Origin of the sequence: Streptomyces sp. NPDC046860 (assembly GCF_040645115.1) — a bacterium.
In the GTDB taxonomy this organism is placed as follows: Bacteria; Actinomycetota; Actinomycetes; order Streptomycetales; family Streptomycetaceae; genus Streptomyces.
This window is the reverse complement of record NZ_JBEYXQ010000012.1, coordinates 1-17,095: the sequence shown is the minus strand read 5'-3', so window position 1 is coordinate 17,095 and position 17,095 is coordinate 1. Positions and strand designations below refer to the sequence as shown.

17 protein-coding genes and 1 riboswitch are annotated in these 17,095 nt (G+C 74.0%); of the genes, 4 read left to right on the top strand and 13 right to left on the bottom strand.

What is annotated here, in order from left to right; genetic code table 11:
• Window positions 1-65: 65 nt before the first annotated feature.
• The 7 genes from ABZ898_RS18695 to ABZ898_RS18665 form a co-directional block, all read right to left on the bottom strand.
• Window positions 66-761, bottom strand: a complete 696-nt coding sequence (locus tag ABZ898_RS18695; RefSeq protein WP_361659606.1) for a YoaK family protein — start codon at window positions 759-761, stop codon at window positions 66-68.
• A gap of 193 nt (window positions 762-954) precedes the next feature.
• Window positions 955-1,371 (bottom strand): transglycosylase SLT domain-containing protein, encoded by a 417-nt coding sequence (locus tag ABZ898_RS18690; protein ID WP_361659603.1) that lies wholly within the window; start codon window positions 1,369-1,371, stop codon window positions 955-957.
• A 302-nt stretch (window positions 1,372-1,673) separates the two neighbouring features.
• Entirely contained in the window at window positions 1,674-2,495 is an 822-nt protein-coding gene (locus ABZ898_RS18685) for an ECF transporter S component (protein WP_361659600.1), read from the bottom strand.
• Window positions 2,492-4,159, bottom strand: a complete 1,668-nt coding sequence (locus ABZ898_RS18680; RefSeq protein WP_361659597.1) for an ATP-binding cassette domain-containing protein — start codon at window positions 4,157-4,159, stop codon at window positions 2,492-2,494. Before ABZ898_RS18680 ends, ABZ898_RS18685 begins: the two co-directional genes overlap by 4 nt.
• Window positions 4,156-5,280 carry an energy-coupling factor transporter transmembrane component T gene (locus ABZ898_RS18675; protein ID WP_361659595.1) on the bottom strand — a complete coding sequence of 375 codons (1,125 nt, stop codon included), beginning with the start codon at window positions 5,278-5,280 and terminating at the stop codon, window positions 4,156-4,158. The genes ABZ898_RS18680 and ABZ898_RS18675 overlap by 4 nt, the downstream gene beginning before the upstream one ends.
• A complete protein-coding gene (locus tag ABZ898_RS18670) occupies window positions 5,273-5,941 on the bottom strand; it encodes an SCO2322 family protein (protein WP_361659592.1) in 669 nt (222 codons plus the stop codon). Before ABZ898_RS18670 ends, ABZ898_RS18675 begins: the two co-directional genes overlap by 8 nt.
• A complete protein-coding gene (locus ABZ898_RS18665; protein ID WP_361660100.1) occupies window positions 5,938-7,164 on the bottom strand; it encodes a prenyltransferase/squalene oxidase repeat-containing protein in 1,227 nt (408 codons plus the stop codon). Before ABZ898_RS18665 ends, ABZ898_RS18670 begins: the two co-directional genes overlap by 4 nt.
• Window positions 7,165-7,294: 130 nt before the next feature.
• Window positions 7,295-7,370: riboswitch (cobalamin riboswitch) on the bottom strand.
• 203 nt (window positions 7,371-7,573) lie between these two features.
• Between ABZ898_RS18665 and ABZ898_RS18660 the strand changes: the two genes are divergently transcribed.
• From ABZ898_RS18660 to ABZ898_RS18650, 3 genes are read left to right on the top strand one after another with little or no spacing between them, the layout of a single operon-like run.
• Entirely contained in the window at window positions 7,574-8,995 is a 1,422-nt protein-coding gene (locus ABZ898_RS18660; protein ID WP_361659590.1) for a glycosyltransferase family 4 protein, read from the top strand.
• The gene (locus ABZ898_RS18655; RefSeq protein WP_361659587.1) at window positions 8,989-9,738 is read left to right on the top strand and encodes a class I SAM-dependent methyltransferase; all 750 of its coding nucleotides are present in this window, start codon (window positions 8,989-8,991) and stop codon (window positions 9,736-9,738) included. The genes ABZ898_RS18660 and ABZ898_RS18655 overlap by 7 nt, the downstream gene beginning before the upstream one ends.
• Complete coding sequence (locus ABZ898_RS18650; protein ID WP_361659584.1) at window positions 9,735-10,805, top strand: prenyltransferase; 1,071 nt, start codon at window positions 9,735-9,737, stop codon at window positions 10,803-10,805. The genes ABZ898_RS18655 and ABZ898_RS18650 overlap by 4 nt, the downstream gene beginning before the upstream one ends.
• Before the next feature lie 22 nt (window positions 10,806-10,827).
• Here the strand turns inward: ABZ898_RS18650 and ABZ898_RS18645 are convergent, their stop codons facing one another.
• Entirely contained in the window at window positions 10,828-11,115 is a 288-nt protein-coding gene (locus ABZ898_RS18645; protein WP_361659582.1) for a hypothetical protein, read from the bottom strand.
• Window positions 11,116-11,273: 158 nt separating this feature from the next.
• On the opposite strand from ABZ898_RS18645, the gene ABZ898_RS18640 reads away from it, so the two are divergent.
• Window positions 11,274-11,822 carry a hypothetical protein gene (locus ABZ898_RS18640; RefSeq protein WP_361659579.1) on the top strand — a complete coding sequence of 183 codons (549 nt, stop codon included), beginning with the start codon at window positions 11,274-11,276 and terminating at the stop codon, window positions 11,820-11,822.
• Window positions 11,823-11,881: 59 nt separating this feature from the next.
• Here ABZ898_RS18640 and ABZ898_RS18635 read toward each other — a convergent pair whose 3' ends face one another.
• The 5 genes from ABZ898_RS18635 to ABZ898_RS18615 all read right to left on the bottom strand — a co-directional run bounded on the left by ABZ898_RS18635 (window position 11,882) and on the right by ABZ898_RS18615 (window position 16,985).
• Window positions 11,882-12,700, bottom strand: a complete 819-nt coding sequence (locus ABZ898_RS18635; RefSeq protein ID WP_361659576.1) for a DUF5336 domain-containing protein — start codon at window positions 12,698-12,700, stop codon at window positions 11,882-11,884.
• 85 nt (window positions 12,701-12,785) lie between these two features.
• Window positions 12,786-13,679 carry an N-acetylmuramoyl-L-alanine amidase gene (locus ABZ898_RS18630; RefSeq protein ID WP_361659573.1) on the bottom strand — a complete coding sequence of 298 codons (894 nt, stop codon included), beginning with the start codon at window positions 13,677-13,679 and terminating at the stop codon, window positions 12,786-12,788.
• A gap of 64 nt (window positions 13,680-13,743) precedes the next feature.
• Entirely contained in the window at window positions 13,744-14,394 is a 651-nt protein-coding gene (locus tag ABZ898_RS18625; protein ID WP_361659570.1) for a class I SAM-dependent methyltransferase, read from the bottom strand.
• A 102-nt stretch (window positions 14,395-14,496) separates the two neighbouring features.
• Window positions 14,497-16,242, bottom strand: coding sequence for an MFS transporter (locus ABZ898_RS18620; protein WP_361659567.1), 1,746 nt, complete (start codon window positions 16,240-16,242; stop codon window positions 14,497-14,499).
• 131 nt (window positions 16,243-16,373) lie between these two features.
• A complete protein-coding gene (locus ABZ898_RS18615; protein ID WP_361659564.1) occupies window positions 16,374-16,985 on the bottom strand; it encodes a response regulator transcription factor in 612 nt (203 codons plus the stop codon).
• Window positions 16,986-17,095: the final 110 nt, after the last annotated feature.

Sequence of the window (17,095 nt, the reverse complement as noted above, 5' to 3'; positions counted from 1 at the left end):
TCAAGCGGGCGCACGTCCGGACGTACCTCGTTCGAGTGAGCCGGGGCGGGAGGCGGGGCGGCGGCTCAGTCGCGGTCCGAGGCGAGGGCCGCCAGCGCCGCCGAGACGAGTGCCGCGAGCAGCAGCGGGATGCCCAGGCCGTGGTGGAGGACCAGCCACGCCCCCAGGCAGGCGCCGCCGAACATGGCCAGCACGGCGGCCGCCCGGCGCGGGGAGCGCCGCCCGGTGCCGCTGCCGAGGCGGGACTCGGCGGCCAGGCCGGTCAGCGTCATCGTCAGCACGGTGGTGGTCAGGTCGGGGACGCCCAGGGCGCGGACGGTCGCGTTGCGCAGGCCCATGGCGAGCGCGGTGAGCGCGATCAGCGCGTAGCGGACGCCCGGCTCCCCGGGCCGGGCGAAGGCGATCGCCGCCGCGGCGCCGACCAGCACGGCTTCCGCGGCGAGGGTCTGCCGGGTCCGGCGCGGCCGGGCCGCCCCGCGGACGCGGGCCGTCAGTCTGCCGCCCGCGGCGGCGCCGAGCAGGAAGCAGCCGAGCGAGGTGGCCGTGAGCGGTACGGAGAAGCCGGGGGCGCCCACGGCCGCGAAGCCGAGGACGATCACGTTGCCGGTCATGTTGGCCGTGAAGACGCGGCCGAGGCCCAGATAGCCGACGGCGTCGATCAGCCCGCTCACCACGGTCAGCACGAGCAGGACGAGGGGGAGCCGCATCCCGCGCCGCAGGAGCCCGGGAGCCGGTGCGGTCGTCGGCTTCGGCGTCGGCATCGTCACCTCCGGTCGGGCGGGCGGGGCCGGACCAGTGGATCACGGGGGCGGGACGCGGAGGGTGCGGACATGCGCGCGCACCCTCGCCGAGCGGTGGCGAGGGTGCGGGAAGGAAAGGGGGGTGGGCCGTCGACCGCGGGTGGTCGTGCGCCGGGCGGGCCGGCGGGAGGAACGGCCCGGATCGGGCGGCGGCTCAGTACCAGCCGTTGGACTGCCAGAAGTTCCACGCCTGCACGGGGCTGCCGTAGCGGGAGTTCATGTAGTCCAGGCCCCACTTGATCTGGGTCTTGGGGTTGGTCTTCCAGTCGGAACCGGCGGAGGACATCTTGGAGGCCGGCAGCGCCTGGACCAGGCCGTAGGCGCCGGAGGAGCTGTTGCGGGCCGAGACGTTCCAGCCGCTCTCGTGCTCGACGATCTTGCTGAACGCGCGGTACTGCGCGGAGTCCGGGATCATCTTGTGCGCGACGGACTGCGCCGAGGACGGCGACGGGTTCGTCGCGGCCTGGGCGGGGGCGGCGCCGAGGGCGACACCGGCGACACCGGCGGCCAGGGCGGCCACGGTGAGGGCCTTCTTCGGGGAAGCGATGCGGCGGATGGCGGAGAACGACACGAAAACCTCTTACGTTGGGGACGATGGGTCGCCGTTCGCGTTCCAGCACGCTCCGCGTGGTGGCCGCATGCGTCGGCGCCGCGATCCGTGAGGACCGTGGCGCCAGGCGACGGACTCCAGAGAAGCAAGCTTCCGAAACGTCCGCAATACCCCCTTTTACTAGTTGCGGCCGGACCGCCGGTGATGTCCTGTCGTGTGACCCGGCTCTCAAAGAGCAGGTCAGAGGGGGTGCAAGAAGGTGCAAAACGGACAGAAAGGTCTACGGTCCGGGATCGTAGGTGACCTCGGCCATATGGGGTGGCTCACGCCTTCGGGGCGTCGAAGGCGACCGGTGTCTCGAAGGCGGCCCGGCGGGTGGCCCGGCGCAGGGCGCGCAGCACGGCCGGCCCGAGGGTCAGGGTGAGCACGACCGTGCAGACGGCCCGGCCCAGGTCCCAGCCCATCGAGGTGGCCAGGCAGTAGGCGAGGAAACGGGCCAGGTTGGCGGGCACGTCCGCGTGCGGGTCGAAGGAGATGTTCGACGCCATGGTCCCCATGAACGGCCAGCCGGCCAGGTTCATGACCGTGCCGTAGGCGAAGGCCGCGACGAAGCCGTAGCCGGCCAGCAGTGCCGTCTCCGCCCCGCCGCGCAGGCGGCCGGCGCCCGGCAGCAGGCCCGCGCCCATCGTGAACCAGCCCATCGCCAGCATCTGGAACGGCATCCACGGCCCGACCCCGCCGGTCAGCAGGGCGGAGGCGAACATCGTCACCGAGCCGAGCACGAAGCCGAAACCGGGGCCGAGCACCCGCCCGCTGAGCACCAGCAGGAAGAACATCGGCTCGATGCCCGCCGTGCCCGCGCCGATCGGGCGCAGCGCCGCGCCGGTCGCCGCGAGCACCCCCAGCATGGCGACCGCTTTCGGGCCGAGCCCGGACTCCGAGATGGTCGCCGCCACCACCGCGACCAGCAGCAACAGCAGCCCCGCGAACAGCCAGGGCGCGTCCTCGGCGTGCGCGCCGAGCCCCGAGCCGGGCGGCGCGAGGAACGGCCAGCCGAACGCGGCCACCCCGACCGCCCCGACCAGCACGAGCGCGGCGACGGAACGGGGGCCGAGCCGGACGGCACGGACGGCGGTACGGGTCATGCCAGCGCCCTCCGTACCTCGGACACCGTCAGCCAGGGCTGCGGGGCCAGGATCTTGGTGACCTGGGGCGCGAAGGAGGGCGAGGACACCACGATGTTCGTGGTGGCGCCGTCCGCTATCACCTCGCCGTCCGCCAGCAGCACCACCCGGTGTGCGATCTCGGCGGCCAGTTCCACGTCGTGCGTGGCCAGCACCAGGGCGTGCCCGTCGGCCGCCAGCCCGCGCAGCACGGTCACCAGACGGGCCTTGGCCGCGTAGTCCAGACCGCGGGTCGGCTCGTCCAGCAGGAGCAGCGGGGGGCGCGCGGTCAGCACGACGGCGAGCGCGAGCGCCAGGCGCTGGCCCTCGGAGAGGTCCCGCGGATGCGTGTCGTCCGTGATGCCCGGCAGCAGGTCCGACACCAGGGCCCGGCAGGTGCCGGGTGCGGTGTCCGCGTCCTTGTCGGCGGCGGCGCACTCGGCGCCCACCGTGTCGGCGTACAGCAGATCGCGCGGCTCCTGCGGCACCAGGCCGACCCGGCGCACCAGTTCGGCGGGCCTCAGCCGGTGCGGGGCGGCCCCGCCGACCTGGACGGAGCCGGAGGTGGGCGCGACGAGCCCGACGAGGGAGCCGAGCAGGGTGGACTTCCCGGCGCCGTTGCGGCCCATGAGGGCGACCGTCTCGCCGGGGCCGACGGTCAGGTCCACACCGCGCAGCGCCTCCACCCGGCCCCGCCGCACGGCGAGGTCCCGGACCTCGGCGACCACGGGAGCGGCGGGCGCGGCGGCGGCGCCGCGCCGCAGCAGCGGGCGGCGGGGGGCCGGGACGGCGGCGGCCGGCGGAGGTCCGGTCCGCTCCGGCTCCTCGGCGAGGGCCAGGCGTTCACGCAGCGGGCCCGCCCTGCGGCGGGCGTCCCGGACGGTCAGGGGGAGCGGGGACCAGCCGGCCAGCCGGCCCAGCTCGACCACCGGGGGGATCACCGGCGAGACGGCCATCATCCCGGCCGGGGTGCCGAGGACCGGGGGAGCGCCGGGCGCGGGCATCAGCACGACCTGGTCGGCGTACTGCACGACCCGCTCCAGCCGGTGCTCCGCCATGAGGACCGTCGTGCCCAGGTCGTGCACCAGGCGCTGGAGGACCGCGAGGACCTCCTCCGCCGCCGCCGGGTCCAGCGCCGAGGTCGGCTCGTCCAGGACCAGCACACGGGGGTGCGGGGTGAGCACCGAGCCGATGGCGACGCGCTGGCGCTGCCCGCCGGAGAGCGTGGCGATCGGACGGTCCCGCAGGCCGGTCAGGCCCAGCAGGTCGAGCGTCTCCTCCACCCGGCGCCGCATCACCTCCGGAGCCAGGCCCAACGACTCCATGCCGTAGGCGAGTTCGTCCTCCACCGTGTCGGTGACGAAGTGGGCCAGCGGGTCCTGGCCCACCGTGCCCACCACGTCGGCCAGTTCGCGCGGCTTGTGGGTGCGGGTGTCCCGGCCCGCGACCGTGACCCGGCCGCGCAGGGTGCCCCCGGTGAAGTGCGGGACCAGCCCGCTGACCGCGTTCAGCACGGTCGACTTGCCCACCCCGGACGGCCCGACGAGCAGCACGAGTTCACCCTCGGGCACCTCGAATTCCACGCCTCGCACGGTCGGTCCGGCCGCCCCGTCGTAGGTGACGGCGACGTCCTCGAAGCGGATCACGACGGCTCCTTGCGGTCCTGGGGTACGACGAGCACGGGCAGCAGGCCCAGCAGCACGGCCGCCGCGGGCCACAGGGGCAGGGCGGGGGCGGTCAGCGGGACGACACCGGGGTGCAGCGCGCCCGGGTCGCGCACGGAGGCCAGCGTCAGCAGCGCGGCGACGGCCACGCCCGAGCCCGCCACCAGCCACGCCCGCACCCCCCACGGCGCCGGACGGTACCGGGTGCGCGGCGAGCGACGGCCGCCCAGCTTCAGGCCGGCCAGCGCCGCCAGCGCCCCGGCGAGCAGCACCGGCAGCCCGTACACCCCGCCCTCGGCGGTGAGCAGCCCGTACGTGCCCGCGCACACCCCGATCAGCCCGCCCAGGGTGAGCGCGGCGGTCGTACGGCGCACCGGGGCGGGGACGTCGGCGGTACGGCCGTAGCCGCGCGCGTCCATCGCGGCGGCCAGCGCGACCGAACGCTCCAACGCGCCCTCCAGCACCGGCAGCCCGACCTGGAACAGGCCCCGCAGCCCCCGGTCCGGGCGACCCCGCAGCCGGCGGGCGGCGCGCAGCCGCTGCACGTCGGCGACGAGATGCGGGGCGAAGGTCAGCGCGACCACCACCGCGACCCCCGCCTCGTACAGCGCGCCCGGCAGGGACTTGAGCAGCCTGGCCGGGCTCGCCAGGGCGTTCGCGGCGCCCACGCAGACCAGCAGGGCGGCCAGCTTCAGGCCGTTGTAGGCGGAGAACAGCAGCGCCTCCGCAGACACCGGCCCGCCCAGCCGGATGCCCTGCGCCCAGTCGGGCAGCGGTGTCCCGGGCAGCGTGAACAGGATGTGCGTACCGGGGACGGGCGAACCCAGGACGGCCGTGAACGCCAGCCGGATCAGCAGCACGGCGGCCGCCAGCTTGACGAAGGCCGCGTACGAGCGGGCCCACGGCGCGCTGGAGCGGTGCACGGCCACGACATAGCCCGCCACCGCCATCAGCAGGGCGAGCAGCAGCGGGTTGGTGGTGCGGGTGGCGGCCGTGCCGAGCCCGAGCGACCACAGCCACCAGGCACCGGGGTGCAGTTCCGTGCCGGTCCGGCGACTGACCGGCACGGTGGTGCGGGCGGCGCGGACGCCGGTGTCAGGCATTCCGGCGCCGCCGCGCCTGCCAGAACGCCGCCCCGCCGAGCACGGCGACCACGCCGACGCCCAGCGGGAGACCGAGCGAGGGACCGTCGTCCCCGGGTGCCTCGGCGGACTTCTTCCCCTGCTCCTTCTGCTGCTCCTTCTCCTGCTTCTTCCCCTGGGCCGCCACCTGTTCCCCGCAGCCGCGCGCCGGGTAACCGGCGATGGCGCACAGCAGGGCGTTGGTGTCGTAGCGCAGGGGCTTCGCGGCCTCGGCCAGGGCGTCGGCGGTCGTCGCGTCGGGGGACACGCGGGCGCAGACCGTGCGCGGGGCCGGCGGCCGCTCCCCGGAGGGGGCGTCGGCCGGGGTGCCGAAGTCGAGGACGAGGGCGACGCGCTTGGTGCCCGCCCGCGCGGGCGTCTTCGCGCAGACCGAGCCGAAGTCCGCCGTGCCGCGCGGCCGGTTCGCGTCCGAGGAGTCCGCGCTGACCGCGAACCGGAAGCCCCGCACGGCGCCGTCGTCGGGACGCTCCGTCGCCGGGCCCTGGGTCGCGTACGTCCACCGGTCGCCGGCGCGGTCCCAGAAGGACCAGTACCGGTATCCGGCGGCCCGCGCCTGGGAGGCGGCGGCCAGCACGAGGAGGGACGCGGCCAGCAGGGCCGCGGCACGGCGGACCCAGGTCACGGGCGGTTCTTCTTCCGGCCGCTGAACAGGAAGCCCACGCCGATGCCGGCGACCAGGCCGACGCCGATGATCCACCAGACGCTGTTGCCGGACTTCTCGGTGGCCTTCTCCTCGGCGGCGCCGGAGGGCTTCGCCGTGGCGGCCTTCGCCGGGGCCGGGCCCAGCTTGTCCAGGCCGCGCACCAGGTCGGTGCCGCCGAAGTCGCGCGGGTCGGCGCCGACCGCGTGCGCGCTCAGGATGAGCTGGGCGTAGGCGGCCGGGCCGCTCTGCTCCGCCCACTTCGCGGCGTTCTTCTCCAGCCAGGCGTACGGGGCCTCGGCCTGCCCGGTCCAGCCGTTCGCGGCCAGCGCCACCACGGTGTCCGCGGTGTTGCCGAAGTCGGGCTGCTTCTCGGCGCCGGGCAGCGCGGACATCAGGTGGCCGGACTTGGCGACGGCGCCGATGAGGTGGGCGGAGGCGTTGTCGGCAAGACGGGCCGGGGTGGCCTTGCCGTCGGAGGTGCAGGCGGGCGCCTTGGCGCGGGCCTTGCCGGGCTCCACGACGAAGCCCTTGCCGAGCGCGCCGAGCACACCGGCGGCCGTGGCGTCCTCGTTGGCGATCAGCTTGCCCTTCTTGTCCGGCTGGTAGGCGAGCGCGCCGCCGCCGTCCTCGTCGCAGGGCACGGCCAGCGCGGCCAGCGCCTCGCCGGGGGTCTTCCCCTTGCCGCGCAGCCCGGCCGGCTTCTCCCCGGCGGCGGCCAGCGCGCCGGTCACCACGGAGGTGGAGTTGGTGTCGCTGGGACCGCCGGGCGCGTAGCCCCAGCCGCCGTCCTTGTTCTGCTGCTTCTTCAGCCACGCGACGGCCTTGCCGGTCACGTCGTCGTGGCCGCCGACCGCGGTGAGCGCCTGGATGGCCGCGGCCGTGCTGTTGGTGTCCGCCTGGGCGCCCTTGCCGCCGCACGCCTTGCCGGTGTCGGCGCGGAAGGAGGCGAAGCCGCCGTCGGCGCAAGCCTGTCCGGCCAGCCACTTCACGGCCGGGTCCGCGGGCCGTTCGCCGACGGTGGTCTGCGCGAGCAGGGCGAGGGACTGGCGCCAGACGCCGTCGTAGGTGGGGTCGCTCTTGCCGAACAGGCCGGCCGGGACCGCCGCCTTCGGGGACGGGGCGGCCGTGGCGGCCGTGGCGGGCGCGGCTGCTGCCAGCACGCCTATGGCGGCGAGAGCCGCGGCACTGCGGCGGACGTTCATGGTCGGCGACTGCCTCTCCTGCGAGGAGCCGACGCGCACGGGAACCACCCCGGCGGCCCGGCCCCGTATGCCTCGACGGTGCCGTGCGCGGCACAGCGCCGCGCACGCGAGCCGGTCAACGTCCCGCCGAGGTGTTCCGGCTCACCGGGCCCCGAGGGGCGCCGGATGACGGTTGCGGGTCAGCGCCGGAATCGCACCGGCTTCCCCCCGTACGGGTGTATGACGACTCGCCCACTTTACCGGGGGCGCCGAAGCCGCCGGTCGTGGCGTGAATCACCTGATCCACTGCTCACAGCGCCCCTACCTGCCGGTAGATTCAGAGCCTCTTGGATGATCAAGTCCGAAAGTTGTTCCGGATTGTCGTCCCGTCGTAGTCTCGCGGGACCGTGCAGGCAGAAGGGGGCCCAGAGTGACCGCTGAGGCCAGTCAGGCGGCTCCCTCGGGCTTCGCCGCCGACGGCGGGCGACCGCTCCGAATCGCGCTCCTCACCTACAAGGGCAACCCGTTCTGCGGTGGCCAGGGTGTCTACGTCCGCCACCTCTCCCGTGAACTCGCCCGCCTGGGCCACCGGGTGGAGGTCATCGGCTCCCAGCCTTATCCCGTCCTCGACGAACATGAGGACTACGAGGGCCGGTTGAGCCTGACCGAGCTGCCCAGTCTCGACCTCTACCGCCAGCCCGACCCGTTCCGCACCCCCGGCCGCGGCGAGTACCGGGACTGGGTCGACGCCCTCGAAGTGGCGACCATGTGGACCGGCGGTTTCCCCGAGCCGCTCACCTTCTCCCTGCGCGCCGGGCGGCAACTGCGCGCCCGCAGCGGTGAGTTCGACATAGTCCACGACAACCAGACCCTCGGCTACGGCCTGCTCGGCGACCTCGGCGCCCCCCTGGTCACCACCATCCACCACCCCATCACCGTCGACCGGCAGCTCGAACTGGACGCCGCCGACGGCTGGCAGCGCCGCCTGTCGGTGCGCCGCTGGTACGGCTTCACCCGCATGCAGAAGCGCGTCGCCCGCCGGCTGCCGTCCGTGCTCACCGTCTCCGGCAGCTCCCGCCAGGAGATCGTCGACCACCTCGGCGTCCGCGAGGACCGCGTGCACGTCGTCCACATCGGCGCCGACACCGGCCTGTTCTCGCCCGACCCGGCCGTGGCCGAGGTGCCGGGCCGGATCGTCACCACCTCCAGCGCCGACGTGCCCCTCAAGGGCCTGGTCTTCCTGGTGGAGGCCCTCGCCAAGGTGCGCGCCGAACAGCCCGGCGCCCACCTCGTCGTCGTCGGCAAGCGCCCCGAGGAGGGCCCGGTCGCCCAGGCGATCGAGCGGTACGGCCTCGAAGGCGCCGTCGAGTTCGTCAAGGGCATCTCCGACGCCGAGCTGGTGGACCTGATCCGCTCCGCCGAAGTCGCCTGCGTGCCCTCGCTGTACGAAGGGTTCTCGCTGCCCGCCGCCGAGGCGATGGCCACCGCCACCCCGCTGGTCGCCACCACCGGCGGAGCCATCCCCGAGGTCGCCGGAACCGACGGCGAGACCTGCCTCGCCGTACCCCCCGGCGACCCCGGAGCGCTGGCCGCCGCCCTGACCCGGATGCTCGGCGACCGCGAACTGCGCGCCCGCCTCGGCGCGGCCGGCCGCGAGCGGGTGCTCGCCCGCTTCACCTGGGCCCGCGCCGCCGAGGGCACCGTGGCCCGCTACCGCGAGGCGATCGACCGCGCCCGCCCGCGCACCGGCAGACCCCTTCCGGACGCCCCCGCCGACCGCCCCGTCGCGGCCGCGGCGGGCGTCGGTGCGGCATCCTCCGAAAGCTCCTTCGAAAGCAGGGCCACGTGCTGACCGTCGACTTCTCCCGGTTCCCGCTCGCCCCCGGCGACCGTGTCCTGGACCTCGGCTGCGGGGCCGGCCGGCACGCCTTCGAGTGCTACCGGCGCGGCGCCCAGGTCGTGGCCCTGGACCAGAACGCGGACGAGATCCGCGAGGTCGCCAAGTGGTTCGCGGCGATGAAGGAGGCCGGCGAGGCCCCCGAGGGCGCCACCGCCACCGCGATGGAGGGCGACGCGCTCGCCCTGCCCTTCCCCGACGAGTCCTTCGACGTCGTCATCATCTCCGAGGTGATGGAGCACATCCCCGACGACAAGGGCGTGCTCGCCGAGATGGTCCGCGTGCTCAAGCCCGGCGGCCGCATAGCCGTCACCGTGCCCCGCTACGGCCCCGAGAAGATCTGCTGGGCGCTCTCGGACGCCTACCACGAGGTCGAGGGCGGCCACATCCGCATCTACCGTGCCGAGGAACTCCTCGCCAAGATGCGCGGCGCCGGCCTGAAGCCGTACGGCACCCACCACGCGCACGCGCTGCACTCGCCGTACTGGTGGCTCAAGTGCGCCTTCGGCGTCGACAACGACAAGGCGCTGCCGGTGCGGGCGTACCACAAGCTGCTGGTCTGGGACATCATGAAGAAGCCCCTGGCCACGCGGGTCGCCGAGCAGGCCCTCAACCCGCTGATCGGCAAGAGCTTCGTCGCCTACGCGACCAAGCCCCACCTGCCCCGCCCGGACCTCGCCGGGACGGACGCCCCGTGACCACCCCCAGGACCGACCACCTCGTACTGACCGGCGTCCTCACCGCCGAGCAGGCCGCCGACACCGTCCGGGGCATCCTCGGCGTGCAGCGCGCCGACGGCGCCATCCCCTGGTTCCGGGGCCACCACCTCGACCCGTGGGACCACACCGAGGCCGCCATGGCCCTCGACGCGGCAGGCGAGCACGCGGCCGCCGAGCGCGCCTACCGCTGGCTCGCCGACCACCAGAACGACGACGGCTCCTGGTACGCCGCCTACGCCGACGGCGCCCACGACGACGTCACCGACAGCGCCCGCGAGTCCAACTTCACCGCCTACATAGCCGTCGGCGTCTGGCACCACTACCTGTCCACCGGGGACGACACCTTCCTGGACCGGATGTGGCCCACCGTGTACGCCGCCGTCGAATGGGTGCTGCGGCTGCAGCAGCCCGGCGGCCAGATCGGCTGGCGCGTCGACGCCGAGGGCGAGGCCGCGACCGACGCCCTGCTCACCGGCAGCTCCTCCGTCCACCACGCCCTGCGCTGCGCGCTGGCCATCGCCGAGCAGCGCGAGGAGCCGCAGCCCGACTGGGAACTGGCGGTGGGCGCGCTGCGCCACGCCATCCGGCGCCACCCGGAGCGGTTCCTCGACAAGAACCGCTACTCGATGGACTGGTACTACCCGGTCCTCGGCGGTGCGCTCACCGGCGCCGAGGCCAAGGAGCGCATCGAGGCCGGCTGGGACCGCTTCGTCGTGCCCGGCCTGGGCGTGCGCTGCGTCGTCCCCAACCCCTGGGTGACCGGCGGCGAGTCCTGCGAACTCGCCCTGGCGCTCTGGGCGGTGGGGGAGTCCGACCGCGCGCTGGAGATCCTGCAGTCCGTCCAGCACCTGCGCGATCCGGAGTCCGGCCTGTACTGGACCGGCTACGTCTTCGACGACGACGCCGTCTGGCCGCGGGAGCTGACCAGTTGGACCGCGGGCTCCCTGGTCCTCGCCGTCGCCGCCCTCGGCGGTCACGACGCCACCGGCGCCGTCTTCGGCGGCGAGCGCCTGCCCCTCGGACTGGACCCCGACTGCTGCGACTGAGCGGCGGCCGGGGCCCGTCGGGTCACCGGTGCAGTCGGCCGGCGATGGCGTGGCCGATGAACAGGTAGACCACGGCGGCCAGTCCGTAGCCGGCGACGACCCTGGCCCACGCCTCGTCGAAGGTGAACAGGTCGTGGGACCAGCCGGCCAGGAACGCGGCCGCGTCATGGACGAAGTCGACCAGGGCGTTGCCCCGGTTCGCGTCCAACAGGTACATCAAGATCCACAGACCGAGGATGATGGCCATCACGTCGGCTATGACGGCGATGACCCGGCCGGCCTGGTTGGTGCCTGAGTGGTATCGAGACATGGTGTTCGAATTGCCGCTGCACGCCCCCTGAAACCGGCCACAGGCCCGTAATCCCGGGCCCGGCACCCCGTACGGGCCTCCCGGCTGGCGCCCGCCACGAGGCCGGGCAAGGCTTCGGACCAGGAGACCCGCTCGGCCAGACACGTCCGGAGGACCGCGTGCCCGTTCCGCTGCGCCGCACCTGGGTGGCGCTCATCTTGTGCTGCGCCCTGCTGGCCGGTACCGCCGCCTGCGGCAGTGACGACAAGACCAGCACCAAGACCCCCGCCGCGGCCAGTCCGAGCCCCAGCACGTCCGCCGAGCGCCAGAAGTTCGCCAAGACCCGCTTCGTCGCCAACGCGGGCCTCGCGGCCGGGGCGACGTACCAGTGGATCGTGAAGCCCTGGCGGGCCGGGACGTTCAAGAAGGGCGCCGACGGCCGCAAGGTGGCCCTGGTCAAGGCCGGTCTCGCCGGTGCCTTCGCCTACAACCGGCTCAAGGCCGCGCAGAAGAACGCCCAGGGCGACCCGGTGCTGTCCAAGGCGCTCGCACCGCTGACCGCGGGCATCGAGAGCCTCAAGGACCTGCCGGCCAAGCTGCGCAACGGCGATACGGGCGCGATGAGTTCCTACGACGACATCATCAACCAGGTGAAGGCCGCGGGCGCGAGCGCGGGCGCACCGGTCAAGGACCAGGTGCCCTCCACCTCGGACCTCTCCAAGGGCTGAGGACGGCGAAGGCCCCCCGCCCGGAAGGGCGAGGGGCCGCGCACGACGGTTCCGCGGGCTCAGCCGCGCTGGATGCCCGAGGTGTCCTGCAGGACACCGCGACGGCCGTCCTGGGTCTGTGCGAGCAGCGCGGCACCGCGCTGCTCGACCGCCAGGTACCAGGTGCCGGGGGCCAGTTCGGCGACCGGGTTCGGCGAGCCGTCCTCCGCGTACAGCGGGCGGGCCACCGGCACGGCGAACCAGAACGGCGAGAAGTCGGCGGCGGCCGCCTGCTGCGGCGCCGGGGCCCCCTGGGCGGCGGTCTGCCCGAACGCCTGGCCCTGCTGCGGCTGACCGCCGAAGGACGCGGCCGGGGCACCGGGGTAGCCGTAACCCTGGGGCGGCTGGGCGCCGTAAGGCTGCGGGGCGGCCGGCTTGGGGGCCGGGATCAGCGCGGCCTGGAGGGCCGGGACGAGCGGGGTGGCGACGGCGGCGGCCGCCATCAGCAGCGTGGCGACCAGCGCGAGGATCAGACCGGTGCCGGCGCTCGGCGACTTGGAGCCGGACGCGATGTTGTCCAGCCCGCCGATCGGGTCGATCACATTGCCCAGCGCGCTCCACGCGGCGAACACCGCGAACGCCGTGCCGAGCAGCCCGAGTTCGAGACCGGCGACCTTGCGGGGCTGCGGCAGGGCGCGGGCGGTGACGACGAGCGCGGCGGCGATCAGACCTGCCAGGACGACGCTCAGCAGGACCGGGCCGCTCTCCCAGAGGTTCGGCATGTCGACGTCGCCGGCGATCTCGTCGTACGAAAAGTTGTCGAAGAACGACGCGATGAGCAGCAACAGCGCTGCCCCGATCACCACGCCGTCGCCTCTAGTGAGGGAGCGGATATTCACTTCATCAGGTCCTTCGTAGGTCGTCTCGTCGTCGGTAGACAGTACCGTCCGCGTGATCCGCTGTGCGGACGGTTTCGCCCGGCGGTCACGACTCGTGCAGGAAACTCACGATTCCCTCAGAGATCCCCTGCGCGGCCTTCTGCCGCCAGGGACCGCTGGTCAGCAGGGCCACGTCGGACGTGTCCCGCATGTTCCCGCACTCGATGAAGACCTTCGGAACCGTTGACAGATTGAGACCGCCCAGGTCCGTGCGCGTGACCATCCCGGTGCCCTCGCCCAGGTAGTTGGAGAAGGGCTCGCCGGTGGAACGGCGGTAGCCGTCCGCGACCCGCTCACCCAGCTTCTTGGAGGGGGCCACGATCGGCCGGGTGTCCGAAGCGCCCGCGTGCACCTCGCCCGGCATGATCACGTGGAACCCCCGGTTGCCCTGGGCCGAGCCGTCCGCGTGCAGCGAGATCGCCGCGTCCGCGTGGGCGGCGTTGCCGATGCGGGCCCGCTCGTCCACGCACGGGCCCCACGCGCGGTCGCCGTCGTGGGTCAGCTTCACCGTGGCGCCCTGCTCCTCCAGCAGCGTCCGCAGCCGGTGGGCGACGTCGAGAGTGAACTTCGCCTCGGCGTAACCGGCGTCGGTGGAGGTGCCGGTGGTGTCGCACTCCTTCGTGCCGTTGCCGACGTCGACCTGCTTGTTGATCTCGGCCGTGTGCCGGAAGTTGCCCTCGTTGTGACCGGGGTCGATGACGACGACCTTGCCCGCGAGCGGGCGCGTGCCCGGCGAGGGGCTGCCCTCACCGCCCGGCGCCGCGGACGCCGACGGCGGCGCGCTCGCGGCACCGGCCGGGCGGCCCGGCTCGTCGCCCAGGGCCGCCCAGCCCAGCCAGCCGAGCAGGGCGAGGGGCGCCAGCGTGGCGAACGTGATGGTCAGGGCGCGCCGGGAGCGGCGCGGCCGGGGAGCTTCGGTTTCCGGGCCTTCGTACGACACCCGGCCACCCTAACGGCACGTCCGGCCCGGCGCGGACACGGGCGCGCCCTGACCTGACGAGTCGTCAGATACCTTCGGCCGTACGCCGCAGCACCCGCAGGGAACCCGTCGCCGACACCTCCGTGAACGCCCCCGAGGCCAGCGCCCGCAGGTACACCCGGTAGGGCGCCTGGCCGGTGAACTCGTCCTCAGGCTCGGGGAACACGTCGTGGATGACGAGCAGGCCGCCGGGCGCGACGTGCGGGGCCCAGCCCTCGTAGTCGGCGCTCGCGTGCTCGTCGGTGTGGCCGCCGTCGACGAACACCAGCGCCACCGGGGAGTTCCACACCGCGGCGACCTGCGGGGAGCGGCCGACCAGCGCGATCACGTGGTCCTCCAGGCCCGCCCGGTGCAGGGTGCGCCGGAAGGCGGGGAGGGTGTCCATCAGGCCGACCTCGGGGTCTACGGTCTCCGGGTCGTGGTAGTCCCAGCCCGGCTGCTGCTCCTCGCTGCCCCGGTGGTGGTCGACGGTGAGCGCGGTGACCCCCGCCTCGCGGGCCGCGTCGGCCAGCAGCACGGTGGAGCGCCCGCAGTAGGTGCCCACCTCCAGCAGCGGCAGCCCGAGCCGCCCGGCCTCCAGCGCCGCCGCGTACAGCGCCAGCCCCTCGTCCACGGGCATGAACCCCTTCGCGGCCTCGAACGCGGCCAGGATCTCGGGCTTCGGTGCCGCGGTCATGCGGGGTTCCTCTCGGTCGTACGGATCACGGGTCGCCCCATGCTGCCGCACCCCCCGCCCGGAGCCGGGCGGGGGGTGCGGTGGCGGGGGTTTCCTACGGGATCACGCCGTGACGGTCTCGACCGGCAGCGGCAGGTCCAGCTCGACCGGACGCTCGTCCCCGGCGTGCGACGCCGAGGAGGCCAGCGGGCCGTGCCCGGCGGCCCGGGCGGCCAGCACGTACGGGCCCTCGGCGGGGACGGCGAGCGCGTAGCTGCCGTCCGCCGCGGAGAGCGTGGTGCCGGCCTGCCGGCCCCGTCGGTCGATCAGGGTGACCTTGGCGCGGGCCACGGGGGCGCCGGAGGAGTCCAGCACCCGGCCCCGGAAGCCGCGCAGCACCTCCCCGGCGCGCTCCAGCACCGCGTCCTCCTCGCTGCTGGCCCGCAGCTGGGTGTGCTCGGCGGCCGGACGCGGGGTGCGCGGCAGGAACACCGCGAGCGCCAGGCCCACCAGCACGGCGGCCGTGGCGATCAGGAACGACACCCGGAAGCCGTGCATCGTGGGCACCGCGACCCCGCCGCCCAGGTCCTGCGCCGTGTTGGCCAGCACCATGCCGATGACGGCGCTGGAGACCGAGGTGCCGATGGAGCGCATCAGGGTGTTGAGCCCGTTGGCGGCGCCCGTCTCGGAGGCCGGGACCGCGCCCACGATCAGCGCGGGCAGCGAGGAGTAGGCCAGGCCGATGCCCGCGCCGAGGACCACCGAGGTGATGATCGTCTGCCAGGCGGCGTCCATCAGGCCGAGGCCGCCCGCGTAGCCGACCGCGATGACCAGCAGGCCGGTGATCAGGGTCGTGCGGGGGCCGTAGCGGGCCGAGAGGCGGGCGTAGACCGGGGCGGTGAACATCATCGTCAGGCCCAGCGGGGCCACGCACAGACCGGCGACCACCATCGACTGGCCCAGGCCGTAGCCGGTGGCGGTGGGGAGCTGGAGCAGCTGGGGCAGGACCAGCGAGACGACGTAGAAGCTGACGCCGACCATGATCGAGGCGAGGTTGGTGAGCAGCACCTCGCGGCGGGCGGTGGTACGCAGGTCGACCAGCGGGGCCGGTATGCGCAGCTCGTACACGCCCCACAGCAGCAGCACGGCGAGCGCGCCGCCGAAGAGGCCCAGCGTGGTGCCGGAGGACCAGCCCCAGTCGCTGCCCTTGGTGACGGGCAGCAGGAGCAGCACCAGACCGGCGGAGAGGCCGAGGGCGCCCGGGTAGTCGAAGGAGCCCTTCGCGCGGGCCGGGGACTCGGGGACGACCAGCAGGGTCAGGCCGATGGCGAGCACGCCGAGGCCGGCGGCGCCGTAGAACAGGGCGTGCCAGTCGGTGTGCTGTGCGACCAGGGCGGCGGCGGGCAGGGCCAGGCCGCCGCCGACGCCGATCGAGGAGCTCATCAGCGCCATGGCGGAGGCGAGCCGCTCACGCGGGAGCATGTCGCGCATCAGGCCGATGCCCAGCGGGATCGCGCCCATGGCGAAGCCCTGGAGGGTGCGGCCCACGATCATCAGGAGCAGCTGGCTGGTGAGGGCGCTGACCAGGGCGCCGGCCACCATCACGGACAGGCTGAGGATCAGCATCCGGCGCTTGCCGTACAGGTCGCCGAGGCGGCCCATGATCGGGGTGGCGACGGCGCCGGAGAGCAGGGTGGAGGTGAGGACCCACGTCGCGTTGCTCGGCTCGGTGCCCAGCAGCTGCGGCAGGTCCTTGATGACCGGCACGAGCAGGGTCTGCATCACCGCGACCACGATGCCCGCGAAGGCGAGCACCGGGACGACGGCCCCGGCCGCCTTCCGGGTGGGGTCGGGTGTGGTGTTGGTCATGGAAATGAGGTCCTCCCGCGTGAATACGTACCGGGTGAACCTCGTATGCACGGGCAACTATTCCGTTGCTTCGGGACGCTAATGAATTCTTGACCGAGTCATGGGTTTCTGACCGGATGTCAGTGCCTGCGTCACAGCCAGCCGCGCTGTCTGGCCTCCCGCACGGCCTCCGCGCGGTTGCGGGTGCCGGTCTTGCCGATGGCCGCGGAGAGGTAGTTGCGGACCGTGGACTCCGAGAGGTGGAGCCGGGCGGCGATGTCGGCGACGGTCGCGCCGTCCACGGAGGCGGTCAGCACCTCGCGCTCGCGGCCCGTCAGCGGATTCGGCCCCGCGCTCAGCGCGGCCGCCGCCAGCGCCGGGTCGACCACCGTCTCCCCGGCCAGCACCCGGCGCACCGCCTGCGCCAGCTCCTCCACCGGACCGTCCTTCACCAGGAAACCGGCCGCCCCCGCCTCCATCGCCCGGCGCAGATAGCCGGGCCTGCCGAAGGTGGTCAGGATCAGCACCCGGCACCCGGGCACCCGCTCCCGCAGCAGCGCCGCCGCGTCCAGACCGCTCAGCCCAGGCAGCTCGATGTCCAGCAGCGCCACGTCCGGCCGGTGCTCCACGGCGGCCGGCACGATCGCGTCCCCCGCCGACACCTGCGCGACCACCTCGATGTCGTCCTCCATGCCCAGCAGCAGGGCCAGCGCGCCGCGCATCATGCCCTGGTCCTCGGCCAGCAGGAGCCGGATGTCCTTCACGGCGCCAGGGTAGCCAGGGCCTGTCCGGTGGATCTTCGTGGAGCAGCCCGCGGCGTCTGGTGCGTGCTCTCGGCGTGCGCCCGGATCTCCCTCGTACTGGATGTACTTGG